13 protein-coding genes are annotated in these 16,202 nt (G+C 37.7%); all 13 read left to right on the top strand.

Annotated elements, in window-relative coordinates; genetic code table 11:
- Nucleotides 1-29 precede the first annotated feature (29 nt).
- The 13 genes from KI369_RS02750 to pnp all read left to right on the top strand — a co-directional run bounded on the left by KI369_RS02750 (nt 30) and on the right by pnp (nt 16,087).
- Nucleotides 30-1,730 (top strand): proline--tRNA ligase, encoded by a 1,701-nt coding sequence (locus tag KI369_RS02750; protein ID WP_212954977.1) that lies wholly within the window; start codon nt 30-32, stop codon nt 1,728-1,730.
- A 124-nt stretch (nt 1,731-1,854) separates the two neighbouring features.
- A complete protein-coding gene (locus KI369_RS02745) occupies nt 1,855-6,156 on the top strand; it encodes a PolC-type DNA polymerase III (protein WP_212954976.1) in 4,302 nt (1,433 codons plus the stop codon).
- A 332-nt stretch (nt 6,157-6,488) separates the two neighbouring features.
- Entirely contained in the window at nt 6,489-6,959 is a 471-nt protein-coding gene (rimP, locus tag KI369_RS02740) for a ribosome maturation factor RimP (RefSeq protein ID WP_000359095.1), read from the top strand.
- A gap of 17 nt (nt 6,960-6,976) precedes the next feature.
- The gene (gene nusA / locus KI369_RS02735) at nt 6,977-8,083 is read left to right on the top strand and encodes a transcription termination factor NusA (RefSeq protein WP_000102596.1); all 1,107 of its coding nucleotides are present in this window, start codon (nt 6,977-6,979) and stop codon (nt 8,081-8,083) included.
- A gap of 11 nt (nt 8,084-8,094) precedes the next feature.
- Nucleotides 8,095-8,367 (top strand): RNase P modulator RnpM, encoded by a 273-nt coding sequence (gene rnpM / locus KI369_RS02730; RefSeq protein WP_000071128.1) that lies wholly within the window; start codon nt 8,095-8,097, stop codon nt 8,365-8,367.
- Complete coding sequence (locus tag KI369_RS02725; protein ID WP_001286518.1) at nt 8,368-8,679, top strand: YlxQ family RNA-binding protein; 312 nt, start codon at nt 8,368-8,370, stop codon at nt 8,677-8,679.
- Nucleotides 8,680-8,683: 4 nt separating this feature from the next.
- The gene (gene infB / locus KI369_RS02720; protein ID WP_212954975.1) at nt 8,684-10,744 is read left to right on the top strand and encodes a translation initiation factor IF-2; all 2,061 of its coding nucleotides are present in this window, start codon (nt 8,684-8,686) and stop codon (nt 10,742-10,744) included.
- Nucleotides 10,741-11,022, top strand: a complete 282-nt coding sequence (locus KI369_RS02715) for a DUF503 domain-containing protein (protein ID WP_000582364.1) — start codon at nt 10,741-10,743, stop codon at nt 11,020-11,022. The genes infB and KI369_RS02715 overlap by 4 nt, the downstream gene beginning before the upstream one ends.
- A 15-nt stretch (nt 11,023-11,037) precedes the next feature.
- Entirely contained in the window at nt 11,038-11,394 is a 357-nt protein-coding gene (rbfA, locus tag KI369_RS02710) for a 30S ribosome-binding factor RbfA (RefSeq protein WP_000776445.1), read from the top strand.
- Between the two features lie 86 nt (nt 11,395-11,480).
- Nucleotides 11,481-12,404, top strand: coding sequence for a tRNA pseudouridine(55) synthase TruB (truB, locus tag KI369_RS02705; protein WP_212954974.1), 924 nt, complete (start codon nt 11,481-11,483; stop codon nt 12,402-12,404).
- A 43-nt stretch (nt 12,405-12,447) separates the two neighbouring features.
- Complete coding sequence (ribF, locus tag KI369_RS02700; RefSeq protein ID WP_212954973.1) at nt 12,448-13,419, top strand: bifunctional riboflavin kinase/FAD synthetase; 972 nt, start codon at nt 12,448-12,450, stop codon at nt 13,417-13,419.
- A 100-nt stretch (nt 13,420-13,519) separates the two neighbouring features.
- The gene (gene rpsO / locus KI369_RS02695) at nt 13,520-13,789 is read left to right on the top strand and encodes a 30S ribosomal protein S15 (RefSeq protein WP_001229392.1); all 270 of its coding nucleotides are present in this window, start codon (nt 13,520-13,522) and stop codon (nt 13,787-13,789) included.
- Between the two features lie 159 nt (nt 13,790-13,948).
- Nucleotides 13,949-16,087, top strand: a complete 2,139-nt coding sequence (gene pnp / locus KI369_RS02690; RefSeq protein WP_144614505.1) for a polyribonucleotide nucleotidyltransferase — start codon at nt 13,949-13,951, stop codon at nt 16,085-16,087.
- Nucleotides 16,088-16,202 lie beyond the last annotated feature (115 nt).

Genomic DNA, 16,202 nt, shown 5'->3' with positions numbered 1-16,202 from the left:
ATAAGAGTAAAATGAAGAGGTGCGAATAAATGAGACAAAGTATGGTATTCAGTCCTACATTACGTGAAGTTCCAGCTGACGCGGAGATTAAGAGTCATCAGTTATTACTTCGTGCAGGTTTTATGCGTCAAAATGCTTCTGGTATTTATAGTTTTCTACCATTTGGATTAAAAGTACTACACAAAGTAGAACGTATCGTTCGAGAAGAAATGGAGCGCGCAGGAGCTGTAGAATTATTAATGCCAGCGATGCAAGCTGCAGAATTATGGCAAGAATCAGGCCGTTGGTATTCTTACGGATCTGAATTAATGCGTATGAAAGATCGTAACGCTCGTGAGTTCGCATTAGGAGCGACACATGAAGAAGTAATTACAGATCTTGTACGTGATGAAGTGAAATCATATAAAAAATTACCATTAACATTATACCAAATTCAAACAAAATTCCGTGATGAACAAAGACCTCGTTTCGGTTTATTACGTGGAAGAGAGTTTCTAATGAAAGATGCATACTCTTTCCATGCTACACAAGAGAGCTTAGACGAAGTGTACGATCGCTTGTACAAAGCATATTCTAACATTTTTGCTCGTTGTGGCTTGAATTTCCGTGCAGTTATTGCTGACTCTGGAGCAATGGGTGGAAAAGATACGCATGAATTTATGGTGTTATCTGAAGTTGGTGAAGATACAATTGCATACTCTGATACATCTGATTATGCAGCAAACATCGAAATGGCTCCTGTTGTAGCTACGTATACGAAGAGTGATGAAGCAGAAAAAGCACTTGAAAAAGTAGCAACACCAGATCAAAAAGCAATTGAAGAAGTATCTGCATTCTTAAACATTGAAGCTGATCAGTGCATTAAGTCTATGGTATTTAAAGTAGATGAGAAATTAGTAGTTGTACTTGTTCGTGGTGATCATGAAGTAAACGATGTAAAAGTGAAAAATGTATACGGTGCTTCAGTTGTTGAGCTTGCTTCTCATGAAGAAGTGAAAGAACTATTAAATTGTGAAGTTGGTTCATTAGGACCGATCGGTGTAACAGGTGACATCGAAATTATCGCTGACCATGCTGTAGCATCAATTGTTAACGGATGCTCTGGAGCGAACGAAGAAGGATTCCATTATGTAAATGTAAATCCAGAGCGTGACTTTAAAGTAAGTCAATATACAGATTTACGCTTCATTCAAGAAGGAGACCAGTCTCCAGATGGAAATGGAACAATTCTTTTCGCACGCGGAATTGAAGTTGGTCATGTATTCAAATTAGGAACTCGTTATAGTGAAGCAATGAACGCAACATTCCTAGATGAAAACGGAAAAACACAACCACTTATTATGGGTTGTTACGGTATCGGTGTATCTCGTACAGTGGCAGCAATCGCAGAGCAGTTTAATGATGAGAACGGTTTAGTTTGGCCAAAAGCTGTAGCACCGTTCCATGTGCATGTAATTCCAGTAAATATGAAATCTGATGCACAACGTGAAATGGGTGAGAATATCTACAACTCATTACAAGAGCAAGGATATGAAGTATTACTAGATGATCGTGCAGAACGTGCAGGTGTTAAATTTGCGGATGCAGATTTATTCGGACTTCCAGTTCGCGTGACGGTTGGTAAAAAAGCAGACGAAGGTATTGTAGAAGTGAAAGTACGCGCTACAGGCGAGTCTGAAGAAGTAAAAGTAGAAGAACTTCAAACATATATTGCTAATATTTTAAACTAAGAAGAGGTACCTCGTAATGGGGTACCTTCTCTTTCTTTGTAAACGTATTTTGTAAAAGAAGAAGGGAGAAATCTTTCTTTGTAGTACGTTTCAATTTATAATAGCAAATGGAAGGAGAGTGCTTATGTCTTTAACAAATGAACAACAAGAGCGATTTCAAATTTTGCTCCAGCAGTTGCAAATACCAGACGAACTTATAAATCAATATTTACAAGGCGGTGGTATTGAAAGGCTCGTTATTGATAAAGCGAATAAAAGTTGGCATTTTGATTTACAAGTGCCACGTATTTTGCCTACAGAATTATATGAATTGCTAGAAACAAAGCTTAAGCAATCATTTTCTCATATTGCAAGAACAACATTTGCATTAGAAACAGAGAATAAACAATTTACAGAAGAAGAAGTGCGGGCGTATTGGCCACTTTGTACGGAGCGAATTACATTTTCACCTATGTTTGCTTATTTGAAGAAGCAGCTTCCACAGGTGAATGGAGTGAAGTTACTTATAAATGTGAATAACGAGCTGGAATCTACTGCTTTAAAGAAAAACGTTGCGAAACCAGTAGGGGATCAATACGAGGCTTTTGGATTCCCTCGTTTCCAGTTAGACACACATATACAGCAAAATACAGAAGAAATGCAAAAGTTTCGTGAGCAAACGCAGCAAGAAGACCGTGAGCGTGTTATACAAGCTATGGAAGAAATGGCGAAGAAGCAAGCTGAAGAAAGCAGCGTTGTGCATGAAGGACCGATTACACTTGGATATCTTATTAAGCCGGATGAAGAGATTACACCGATGCGAGAAATTCAAGATGAAGAAAGAAGAAAAACGGTTCAAGGATATGTCTTCCATGTGGAAACGAAAGAACTTCGTAGTGGACGTACGTTATTAACTTTAAAAATAACGGATTATACAGATTCTATTATGATTAAAATGTTCTCACGTGATAAGGAAGATATTCCAATGCTACAATCTTTGAAAAAAGGAATGTGGGTGAAGGCTCGTGGTTCTGTCCAAAATGATACATTTGTTCGAGATTTAGTAATGATTGCAAATGATATTAATGAAATAACAGGACCGTCTCGTAAAGATAAAGCGCCAGAAGGTGAAAAACGTGTAGAGCTGCATCTTCACACACCGATGAGCCAAATGGATGCTGTTACTCCTGTTTCTAGACTTGTTGCTCAAGCAGGTAAATGGGGGCATGAGGCAATTGCGGTTACAGACCATGCTGTTGCGCAGTCTTTCCCAGAGGCGTATTCTGCCGGTAAAAAAGCTGGGGTTAAAGTTATATATGGTGTAGAGGCGAATTTAGTTAATGATGGTGTACCGATTGCATATAACGAAGCGCATCGTGTACTTGCAGATGAAACATATGTTGTTTTTGACGTTGAGACGACAGGGTTATCTGCTGTGTATGATACTGTCATTGAGTTAGCTGCCGTAAAAGTAAAAGGTGGCGAAATTATTGATCGTTTTGAATCGTTCGCAAATCCGCATCAACCATTATCGGCGACGATTATTGAATTAACAGGTATTACAGATGATATGTTAACCGATGCACCAGAAGTGGACGAGGTGTTTAAAAAGTTTGAGGAATGGATGGGCGATCATACACTTGTTGCTCACAATGCAAGCTTTGATATGGGCTTTATTAACGTAGGTTTTAAAAAGGCTGGACTAGAAAAAACGAATAACCCAGTTATTGATACGTTAGAACTTGCAAGATTCTTATTCCCGGAAATGAAAAACCATCGATTAAATACGATGTGTAAAAAGCTTGATATTGAATTAACGCAACATCACCGTGCGATTTATGATACAGAAGCAACGGGATATTTACTTGTGAAAATGTTAAAAGATGTAATTGAAAAGGGATTTGAATATCACGATCAATTAAATGATAGCATGGGGCAAGGGGATGCGTATAAGCGTGGACGTCCAAGTCATATGACGTTACTTGCTACATCAGATGTTGGGTTGAAAAATTTATATAAACTTGTTTCATACTCTCACTTAAATTATTTTTACCGTGTACCACGAGTACCGAGGTCACTATTAAAAAAATACCGTGAAGGAATTTTAGTAGGAACGGCTTGTGATAAAGGTGAAGTGTTTGAGGCAATGATGCAAAAAGCACCTGAAGAGGTAGAAGAAATTGCGCAGTTCTATGATTACATTGAAGTCATGCCGCCAGATGTGTTACGTCATTTAGTAGAGCGTGAACTCGTTCGAGATGAAGGGCAATTAAAAACAATTATTTCTAACTTAGTTAAACTAGGTGAGACGTTAGATAAACCCGTTGTCGCTACCGGAAACGTGCATTACTTAGATCCAGAAGATGCGATGTATCGCAAAATTTTAGTTAGTTCGCAGGGCGGAGCCAATCCGTTAAACAGACATTCATTACCGCCTGTACATTTCCGTACAACGGATGAAATGTTAGAGTGTTTCTCATTCTTAGGTGAAGAAGTAGCGAAAGAAATTGTCGTAACGAATACACAAAAGGTTGCATCATTAATTGGCGATGTTCATCCAGTAAAGGATGATTTATATACTCCGAAAATTGAAGGTGCAGATGATGAAACGCGTGATATGAGCTATGAAATGGCGCGTAGCATTTATGGTGAAGAGTTACCTGAAATTGTAGAAGCACGTTTAGAAAAAGAATTAAAAAGTATTATTGGACATGGATTCGCCGTAATTTATTTAATTTCACATAAACTTGTAAAAAAATCATTAGTAGACGGATATTTAGTAGGTTCGCGTGGATCGGTAGGTTCATCATTTGTAGCAACTATGATGGAAATTACAGAAGTAAATCCATTACCACCACACTATGTATGTCCGAAGTGTAAGCAATCAGAATTCTTTAATGATGGTTCTGTAGGTTCTGGTTTTGACTTACCAGATAAAGATTGTCCTACATGTAATGTTCCATATGTAAAAGATGGACATGATATTCCGTTCGAAACGTTCCTTGGATTTAAAGGAGATAAGGTACCCGACATCGATTTGAACTTTTCTGGGGAATACCAACCACGTGCCCATAACTATACGAAAGTACTGTTCGGTGAAGATTATGTATATCGTGCAGGAACGATTGGTACAGTTGCGGAAAAAACTGCTTATGGATATGTAAAAGGTTATGCAAATGATCATAACTTAACGATTCGAAATGCAGAGATTGACCGCTTAGTAGCAGGATGTACTGGTGTAAAACGTACAACGGGACAGCATCCAGGTGGTATTATCGTTGTGCCAGATTATATGGACATCTTTGATTTCTCACCAATTCAGTTCCCGGCAGATTCAATAGGTGCTGAGTGGCGAACGACACACTTTGATTTCCACTCAATTCATGATAATTTATTGAAACTTGATATACTAGGACACGATGATCCAACTGTTATTCGTATGTTACAAGATTTAAGTGGTATTGATCCGAAAACAATCCCAACAGACGATCCAGAAGTAATGAAAATTTTCTCTGGGCCAGAATCGTTAGGGGTAACGGAAGAACAAATTAACTGTAAAACAGGTACACTTGGTATACCAGAGTTTGGTACGAAATTCGTAAGGCAGATGTTAGAAGAAACAAAACCTACGACATTCTCAGAGTTAGTCCAAATTTCAGGACTATCTCATGGTACGGACGTATGGCTTGGTAATGCAAACGAGTTAATTTATAATGGTACATGTACGCTGAGTGAAGTTATTGGTTGTCGTGATGACATCATGGTATATTTAATCTATCAAGGTTTAGACCCATCACTAGCCTTCAAAATCATGGAGTCGGTTCGTAAAGGTAAAGGTGTACCAGAAGAATGGGAAGAGGACATGAAAAGTAATAATGTACCAGGTTGGTATATTGATTCATGTAAGAAGATCAAGTACATGTTCCCTAAAGCCCATGCGGCTGCTTACGTACTTATGGCTGTACGTATTGCATATTTTAAAGTACATTTCGCGCTTCTATTCTATGCGGCATACTTTACAGTTCGTGCAGATGACTTTGACGTAGAGGCGATGGCGAAAGGTTCAGCATCTATACGCGCAAGAATTGATGAAATTGCGCAAAAAGGTTTGGATGCAGCGCCGAAAGAGAAAAGTTTATTAACAGTACTAGAAATGACACTTGAAATGTGTGAGCGTGGATACTCATTCCAAAAGGTTGATTTATACCGTTCGCATGCAACAGAATTTATTATTGATGGGGATACTTTAATTCCTCCATTTAATGCAGTGCCTGGACTTGGTACAAACGCAGCTTTAAGTATTGTAGAAGCACGTAAAAATGGAGATTTCTTATCAAAAGAAGATTTACAGCAGCGTAGTAAGGTTTCGAAAACAATTATTGAGTATTTAGATAGTCAAGGTTGCTTAGGCGATTTACCTGATCAAAACCAGTTATCACTGTTCTAACAGGTAGGAAAAGTCTTTGCAAATCAACATTTGCTATGGTATACTATTAACCGAGATAACCATGTCATGTATATTGTGTGAAAAAAAGAGTGGGGAAACCCACTCTTTCGTGTTACTATCTACGTTTTATTGATGTGGAGAGGTAAGAAATTTCTGTCGTATATACATATTTTGTTACAAGTTTTACTACTTAAATTTGGTAATACTAAGACAGATATTCCCTGCTTAACGGCAGGGGCTTTTGTTAGCTAACGAGAAAGAATAAGATAGACCGTTTTATGGACGGGGTCTTTTCTTGTAAATGGTACATGGCGGCAGGAAGGAGGCTGTTTATGGATAAGAAAGTCACAGAAGTTGTAGAAGCATTTGCGCAGCCAATCGTTGAAGAGTTAAATCTTGAACTTGTAGATGTAGAGTATGTGAAAGAAGGACAAGACTGGTTCTTACGCGTATTCATCGATTCTGAAAAGGGAGTCGACATTGAAGAATGCGGTGCGGTAAGTGAACGTTTAAGCGAAGCTTTAGATAAAGAGGATCCAATTCCTCATCTTTACTTTTTGGATGTATCATCTCCTGGAGCGGAACGCCCATTAAAGAAAGAGAAAGACTTCCAGCAAGCGGTAGGAAAACAAGTGGCAATTAAAACATATGAGCCGATTGATGGTGAAAAAATGTTTGAAGGAAAGCTACTTTCCTACGATGGTACTACAATTACACTACTATTAACAATTAAAACACGTAAAAAAGAAATCCAAATTCCAATGGACAAAGTTGCAAATGCGCGACTTGCTGTTACGTTTTAGTTAGAAGGGGGATCTTCATGAGCACTGAGTTGTTAGATGCCTTGCTCGTATTAGAGTCAGAAAAAGGAATTAGCAAAGATATTATTATTGATGCGATTGAAGCAGCGTTAATCTCTGCTTATAAACGCAATTTTAACCAAGCACAAAACGTTCGTGTGAGCTTTAACCCAGAAGTGGGAACAATTCAAGTTTTAGCACGTAAAGACGTTGTTGATAACGTGTTTGATCCACGTCTTGAAATTTCTGTTGAAGAAGCAAGACAAATTAATCCGAACTATCAAGATGGTGACGTACTAGAGATTGAAGTAACACCAAAAGATTTCGGTCGTATTGCAGCACAAACTGCAAAACAGGTTGTAACACAACGAGTGCGTGAAGCAGAGCGTGGTGTTATTTACTCTGAGTTTAGTGACCGTGAAGAAGATATTATGGTGGGTATCGTACAACGTCAAGATGCTCGTTTCATCTATGTAAGCTTAGGGAAAGTAGAAGCTTTATTACCTGTAAGTGAGCAAATGCCAAATGAACAGTACAAACCACATGATCGTATTCGCGTATTCATTACGAAAGTAGAAAAAACAACAAAAGGACCACAAATTTACGTATCACGTACACATCCTGGTCTTTTAAAACGTTTATTCGAAATGGAAGTTCCTGAGATTTATGATGGAACTGTTGAAATTCGTTCTGTAGCACGTGAAGCAGGAGATCGTTCTAAAATTTCTGTACATGCAGAGAACATTGATGTTGATCCAGTAGGTTCTTGTGTAGGACCGAAAGGACAACGTGTACAACGCATTGTAGACGAACTAAAAGGCGAAAAGATTGACATCGTTCGCTGGTCAAATGATCCAGTAGAATATGTTGCCAATGCTTTAAGCCCATCACAAGTTGTTAAAGTACTTGTAGATGAAGAGGAAAAAGCAACAACTGTTGTTGTTCCAGACCACCAACTGTCATTAGCCATCGGTAAACGTGGACAAAATGCACGTTTAGCAGCTAAATTAACAGGTTGGAAAATTGATATTAAGAGTGAGTCTGATGCGAAACAACTTGGTATTGTAACAGAAGAAGATAGCGTAATCGCATTCGGATTCGATTCAGTTGAAGACGAAATCGAATAGAGGTGATGAGTATGAGCAATCGAAAAGTTCCGTTACGAAAATGTGTTGCAACGCAAGAAATGAAATCAAAACGAGAGCTCGTTCGCATTGTTCGTTCCAAAGAGGGAGAAGTGTCTATTGATTTAACTGGAAAGAAATCAGGACGAGGTGCTTATTTATCAAAAGATAAAGAAAGCATTCTTCAAGCTCAAAAGAAAAATGTCTTGGAACATCATCTAAAAGCGAAAATCGACAGTTCTCTTTATGAAGAGCTTCTTGAGCTTGTTGAGAAGGAGTCGAAATAAGTGTCCGATTGGAAATCGTTTTTAGGACTAGCAAACCGGGCTCGAAAAATTATTTCGGGTGAAGAACTCGTTTTAAAAGAAGTACGAAGTGGCAAGGCAAAACTAGTTTTGCTATCTGAGGATGCGTCAGCAAATACTGCAAAGCGTATTACGGATAAAACGACGTATTACAACGTACCAATGAGAAAGGTCGAAAATCGACAACAATTAGGGCATGCGATTGGGAGAGATGAGCGAGTCGTTGTAGCTGTGTTAGATGAAGGCTTTGCGAAAAAGCTGCGTAGCATGCTCGATACAAATTACCGGGGGTGAAGGTATGAGTAAAATTCGAGTGCATGAATATGCAAAACAACATAATATCTCAAGTAAAGATCTTATGACAAAACTAAAAGAAATGAATATCGAGGTTTCGAATCATATGACAATGTTAGACGATGAAGTAGTAAACAAATTAGATAATGAGTATCAAGCTGAAAAACCTTCTGTTGCAGATGAGTTTGAAGTAGAAGAAAAAGTTGTTCGTAGTAAAAAGAACAGCAATAAGAAAAAGAAAAAAGGCAAAGGAAACGAAGACAAACGTCAAGATAACTTTGCTGGAAGACAACAAACACAAACTGTAGAAACACCAGATAAAATTACTTTCTCTGGAAGTCTTACAGTAGGTGAGCTTGCTAAAAAATTAAGCAAAGAGCCTTCTGAAATTATTAAGAAACTCTTTATGCTTGGAATTATGGCAACAATTAACCAAGACTTAGATAAAGATACAATTGAATTAATTGCTACTGATTATGGTATTGAAGTAGAAGAAGAAGTAGTTGTGAGCGAGACTGAGTTTGAAACATTCATCGATGAGCAAGATGATGAAGAGAACTTAAAAGAGCGTCCAGCTGTAGTTACAATCATGGGACACGTTGACCATGGTAAAACAACTTTACTTGACTCTATCCGTAATTCAAAAGTAACTGCTGGCGAAGCAGGTGGAATTACTCAACATATTGGTGCATACCAAGTTGAAGTAAATGACAAGAAAATTACATTCTTAGATACACCTGGTCACGCGGCATTTACAACGATGCGTGCTCGTGGTGCGCAAGTAACAGATATTACAATCCTTGTTGTTGCAGCTGATGACGGTGTTATGCCACAAACAGTTGAAGCAATTAGCCATGCGAAAGCAGCAGGAGTACCAATTATTGTTGCTGTGAATAAAATGGATAAACCAGCTGCGAATCCTGATCGCGTAATGCAAGAACTAACAGAATATGAATTAGTTCCGGAAGCATGGGGTGGAGATACTATCTTCGTACCAATCTCTGCGATTCAAGGCGAAGGCATTGACAACTTACTAGAAATGATTCTTCTTGTAAGTGAAGTAGAAGAATATAAAGCAAATCCAAACCGCTATGCAACTGGTACTGTAATTGAAGCACAGCTTGATAAAGGTAAAGGAACTATCGCGACGTTACTTGTTCAAAACGGTACACTTCGAGTTGGAGATCCAATCGTTGTTGGTACTTCATTCGGACGTGTTCGTGCAATGGTAAGTGATATTGGTCGTCGTGTAAAAGTTGCTGGTCCATCAACTCCTGTTGAAATTACAGGTTTAAACGAAGTACCACAAGCGGGAGATCGTTTCATGGCATTCGCTGATGAGAAGAAAGCTCGTCAAATCGGTGAATCACGTGCACAAGAAGCGTTACTTGCTCAACGTGGTGAGAAATCTAAATTAAGCCTTGAAGATTTATTCCAACAAATCCAAGAGGGCGATGTAAAAGAAATTAACTTAATTGTGAAAGCAGACGTACAAGGTTCTGTAGAAGCAATGGCAGCATCACTTCGTAAAATTGATGTTGAAGGTGTTAAAGTTAAAATTATCCATACAGGCGTAGGTGCGATTACAGAATCTGATATCATTTTAGCTTCTGCATCTAATGCAATTGTAATTGGATTTAACGTACGCCCTGATGTGAATGCGAAGCGTACAGCTGAATTAGAGAACGTTGATGTTCGTTTACACCGTATTATTTATAAAGTAATCGAAGAAATTGAATCAGCAATGCAAGGTATGCTGGATCCAGAATTCGAAGAAAAAGTAATCGGTCAAGCAGAAGTACGTCAAACGTTTAAAGTAACAAAAGTTGGAACAATCGCAGGTTGTTACGTAATAGACGGTAAAATTACACGTGATAGTGGCGTGCGTATTATCCGTGATGGCGTAGTAATCTTCGAAGGACAACTTGATACGTTAAAACGTTTCAAAGACGACGTAAAAGAAGTTGCACAAAACTATGAGTGTGGTATTACAATTGAACGATATAATGATCTTAAAGAAGGGGACATCATTGAAGCGTACATTATGGAAGAAGTGAAGCGATGATTATCGCTTCACTCTCATTCGAGTGTATGATTTACGATGTACATTCTTTAAAAGAGAAACGAGCAATTTTGCAACGGGTGCTAACTCGTGTGAAGCAGCGTTATAATGTAGCTGTTTCAGAAGTGGGGCATCAAGATGTATGGCAACGTACAGAAATTGCAATTGTTTCTGTATCCTCTAATCGTGTTATTTGTGAAAAAGAAATGAATCGTGTACTTGAGTACATCGATTCATTTCCTGAAATTGAACGTACAATAACACAATTGGAATGGTATTGAATGAGGTGAAGAGTTATGAAATTACGTGCAAACCGTGTAGGCGAGCAAATGAAAAAAGAATTAGGCGACATCATCAGTCGTAAAATTAAAGATCCACGTGTCGGATTTGTTACAGTAACAGATGTACAAGTGAGTGGGGATTTACAAATTGCTACAGTATATATTTCTGTTTTAGGTGATGAAGAACAGAAAGAAAGTACGTTAAAAGGTTTAGCGAAGGCAAAAGGCTTCATTCGTTCAGAAATTGGCCAACGTATTCGTCTTCGTAAAACACCGGAAATTTCCTTTGAGTTTGATGAGTCTATCGGATATGGTCATCGAATTGATACACTTTTACATCAAATTAATAAAGACGGTAAACGTGAAGAATAATGGATAGACATTTGTCTATCCATTTTTTCAATGCAAAATAAATTTTGGATAATTACTATGAAAGAATTATGATGAGGTGAACATATATGGAAGGTGTAGTATTATTACATAAGCCAAAAGGCATGACATCACATGATTGTGTATTTAAATTAAGAAAGATATTGCGTGAGAAACGAATTGGTCATACAGGAACATTAGATCCAGATGTAACAGGCGTATTACCTATTTGTGTGGGACGAGCAACGAAGATTGCACAATTTTTAACAAGTGAGACGAAAACATATGAAGGTGAAGTAACACTTGGATTTTCAACAACAACTGAAGATGCTTCTGGTGAAGTTGTTGAAACGAAAAATGTAGATCGTGTTATTACTCGTAAGGAAGTAGAAGGAGCTCTTGCTGCATTAACAGGTACGATTGAACAAATGCCTCCGATGTTTTCAGCTGTAAAAGTTAACGGGAAAAAATTATATGAATATGCAAGAGCAGGACAAGAAGTTGAACGTCCAGTTCGTACAATTACAATTCATGAATTTGTATTACTTGATGACCGTGAAGTGTTTGAGGGGGAAAATATTTCATTCCGTTTCCGTGTAACGTGCAGTAAAGGAACATATGTAAGAACATTAGCAGTAATGATTGGTGAAGAACTTGGCTTTCCATCACATATGTCTCACCTTGTAAGAACAGCTTCTGGAGAATTTTTATTAGAAGATTGCATATCATTTGAAGAAATTGAAGAAAACGTGCAAAATGAAACAGTAGAGTCTATCTTCATTTCAATTGATGAAGCGTTAAGTAAGTTCCCGAAAATGGTTGTAGATGAAAAGCAAGCAGAGAAAATAAAGAATGGTATGTTCTTAAAAAATGAATTGCAAATAACGGCGCCATTTATAACAGTGTTTGATAAAAATGATCGCTGCCTTGCAATTTATGAGCACCATCCAAAACACCCTGGTATGCTAAAGCCGATGAAAGTACTTGTGAATAATCAAGAACTAAAGCTATAATGAATTATTGGAAGGATTATTACAGAAAAAGGTGAATGCAAGCGTGAAACTTATTCATTTAACTCATCCACATGAACAAAATAAATTAGAATTACCACCTACTGTAATGGCATTAGGATTTTTTGATGGCATTCATTTAGGACATCAATGTGTAATTCGAACTGCGAAACAAATAGCGGATGAACGGGGATATAAAAGTGCAGTGATGACATTTTATCCGCATCCATCTGTTGTTTTAGGTAAAAAAGAAGCGCATGCCGAGTATATTACACCGATGTGTGATAAAGAAAAAATAGTCGAGGACTTAGGAATCGATATATTATATGTTATTAAATTTGATGAATCATTTGCAGGTTTATTACCACAACAATTTGTTGATGATTATATTATTGGTTTAAATGTAAAGCATGTAGTAGCAGGGTTTGATTATTCATATGGACGTTTAGGAAAAGGAAAGATGGAGACTTTACCATTTCATGCAAGAGGGGAGTTTACACAGACTGTGATTGAAAAAGTTGAATTTCAAGAAGAGAAAGTAAGTTCTACAGCATTACGAAAGTTAATTCGAAATGGCGAAATGGAACAAATTCCATCTATTTTAGGTAGAGCATATACAGTAGGGGGAACGGTTGTACACGGTGATAAGCGTGGACGTCAAATTGGTTTTCCTACAGCTAATGTAGGTTTAAGTGATGAGTATCTATTACCACCTGTAGGGGTCTATGCAGTGAGATTAAAAGTTCACGATGAATGGTACGATGGTGTATGTAATATTGGCTATAAACCAACTTTTAAAGAAGATGAGCGTCAATTATCTATTGAAGTGCATTTATTTGAATTTAACAAAGACATATATGATCAAAATGTTACAGTAGAATGGCATATGCGTATAAGAGAAGAAAAGAAATTCAATGGCATTGATGAGTTGGTTGAACAAATCGCAAAAGATAAGAAAACAGCACAAGAATATTTTGCGAACGAAAAGAATATACTTGCTTTTTCAAATGAAAAGTAGTATTCTATGTTATGTACTTTATGACAACCATTGCTTGGCATTGCGACTCACCGACGCTTGCTAGGTAATTGGGGGTTTAATTAATAGGAGGTGAAATAGGATGGCTTTAACACAAGAGCGTAAAAATGAAATCATTGCACAATTTAGAACTCATGAGACTGATACTGGTTCTCCAGAGGTTCAAATTGCTGTCCTAACGGAGCAAATTAACACTCTAAACGAGCACTTACGTACTCACAAGAAAGATCATCATTCACGTCGTGGTCTATTAAAGATGGTTGGTAAACGTCGTAACTTACTAACTTACCTTCGTAATAGCGATATCACACGTTACCGTGAATTAATCACAAAGCTTGGCTTACGTCGATAGTCAAAGAAGCGGGAATATTCCCGCTTTTTTGTTAGGTAAAAATATATCTTCTACTCTTTATAGCTTACCTCATTTTCGGTAATACTAGAGGTAGAATATTGTGATATACTATCCATTTACATAGAAGAATTGAATACTTAAATTGAGAGGGGTACTTAAATGAGTCAAGAAAAGCAAGTCTTCTCGATAGATTTAGCTGGTCGCCAGCTAACAGTTGAAACAGGTCAGCTTGCAAAGCAAGCGAACGGAGCAGTATTAGTAAGATATGGCGATACAGCGGTTCTATCTACAGCAACTGCATCAAAAGAAGCAAAAAATGTAGATTTCTTCCCACTTACAGTAAACTATGAAGAGCGTTTATATGCAGTCGGAAAAATTCCTGGCGGTTTCATTAAACGTGAAGGTCGTCCGAGTGAAAAAGCAATTTTGGCAAGTCGTTTAATCGACCGTCCAATTCGTCCACTTTTCGCAGATGGTTTCCGTAACGAAGTACAAGTTGTCAGCATCGTAATGAGTGTTGATCAAGATTGTTCTTCTGAAATGGCAGCTATGCTTGGTTCTTCATTAGCGTTATCGATTTCAGATATTCCATTTGAAGGCCCAATCGCGGGTGCAACAGTTGGTCGTATTAACGGCGAATTCGTTATTAATCCAACAGTCGAACAGCAAGAACAAAGTGATATTCACCTTGTTGTAGCTGGTACGAAAGATGCAATTAACATGGTTGAAGCAGGAGCAGATCAAGTGCCTGAAGAAACAATGTTAGAAGCGATTATGTTTGGACATGATGAAATTAAACGTCTAATTGCATTCCAAGAAGAGATTGTACAAGCTGTAGGTAAAGAGAAGTCAGAAGTGAAACTTTATGAAGTTGACGCTGATCTTAATCAAGCTGTACGTGAAATGTCTGAGAAGGATATGCATTCTGCAATTCAAGTACATGAGAAACATGCGCGTGAAGATGCAATTAACGAAGTGAAAAAGCGTGTAATTGAACATTACGAAGCGCAGGAAGCTGACGCTGATACATTAGGACAAGTAAATGAGATTTTATATAAAATTGTAAAAGAAGAAGTACGTCGTCTTATTACAGTTGAAAAAATCCGTCCAGATGGTCGTAAAGGTGATGAAATCCGTCCATTAGCATCAGAGGTTGGCATTTTATCTCGTACACACGGTTCTGGTTTGTTCACACGTGGACAAACACAAGCATTAAGTATTTGTACATTAGGTGCATTAGGCGATGTGCAAATTTTAGATGGTCTTGGTGTAGAAGAATCAAAACGCTTTATGCACCATTACAATTTCCCATCATTTAGTGTTGGTGAAACAAGACCGATGCGTGGACCAGGTCGTCGTGAAATTGGTCACGGTGCACTAGGAGAACGTGCTCTTGAGCCTGTAATTCCATCTGAAAAAGATTTCCCATACACAGTACGTCTTGTATCTGAAGTTTTAGAATCAAATGGTTCTACTTCACAAGCAAGTATTTGTGGTAGTACTTTAGCAATGATGGACGCTGGTGTTCCACTTAAAGCTCCAGTTGCAGGTATTGCAATGGGTCTAGTTAAAACTGGTGAGCATTACACAATTTTATCTGATATTCAAGGTATGGAAGATCATTTAGGTGATATGGACTTTAAAGTAGCAGGTACAGCACAAGGTGTAACTGCACTGCAAATGGACATTAAAATCGATGGTCTATCTCGTGAAATTTTAGAAGAGGCATTACAACAAGCGAAAGTTGGTCGTGTGCACATTCTAAATCATATGTTATCTGTTATTGCAGAGCCACGTACTGAATTATCAGCTTACGCTCCAAAAATTATTACAATGACAATTAATCCAGATAAAATCCGTGACGTTATCGGACCAAGCGGTAAACAAATCAATAAAATTATTGAAGAAACTGGCGTTAAAATTGATATCGAGCAAGATGGTACAGTATTCATTTCTTCAATAAATCAAGAAATGAACGACAAAGCTAAGAAAATTATCGAAGATATCGTTCGCGAAGTACAAGTAGGTGAAATCTACGAAGGAAAAGTGAAACGTGTTGAGAAATTCGGTGCTTTCGTTGAATTATTCAGCGGTAAAGATGGATTAGTTCACATTTCTGAACTTGCACTTGAGCGTGTAGGTAAAGTAGAAGACGTTGTAAAGATCGGTGACGTAATTACAGTTAAAGTTATCGAGATTGACAAGCAAGGTCGTGTGAATCTATCTAGAAAAGTATTGCTAAAAGAAGAGCAAGAAAAAGAAGCTGCTAAAGAAGAAAACAAACAAGAGCAGCAATAAGCAAAAGCCAGTTTAACTGGCTTTTTTTGTTATGTAAAAATATGATTTATATATATTTTTATGTCAGCATAGGTATAGTTTTCATTATAACGCTCAAATTAACAAAGATAAGAAG

The organism is Bacillus sanguinis (assembly GCF_018332475.1).
GTDB classification, from domain to species: Bacteria; Bacillota; Bacilli; order Bacillales; family Bacillaceae_G; genus Bacillus_A; species Bacillus_A sanguinis.
This window is presented reverse-complemented; position numbering and strand designations above follow the sequence as displayed.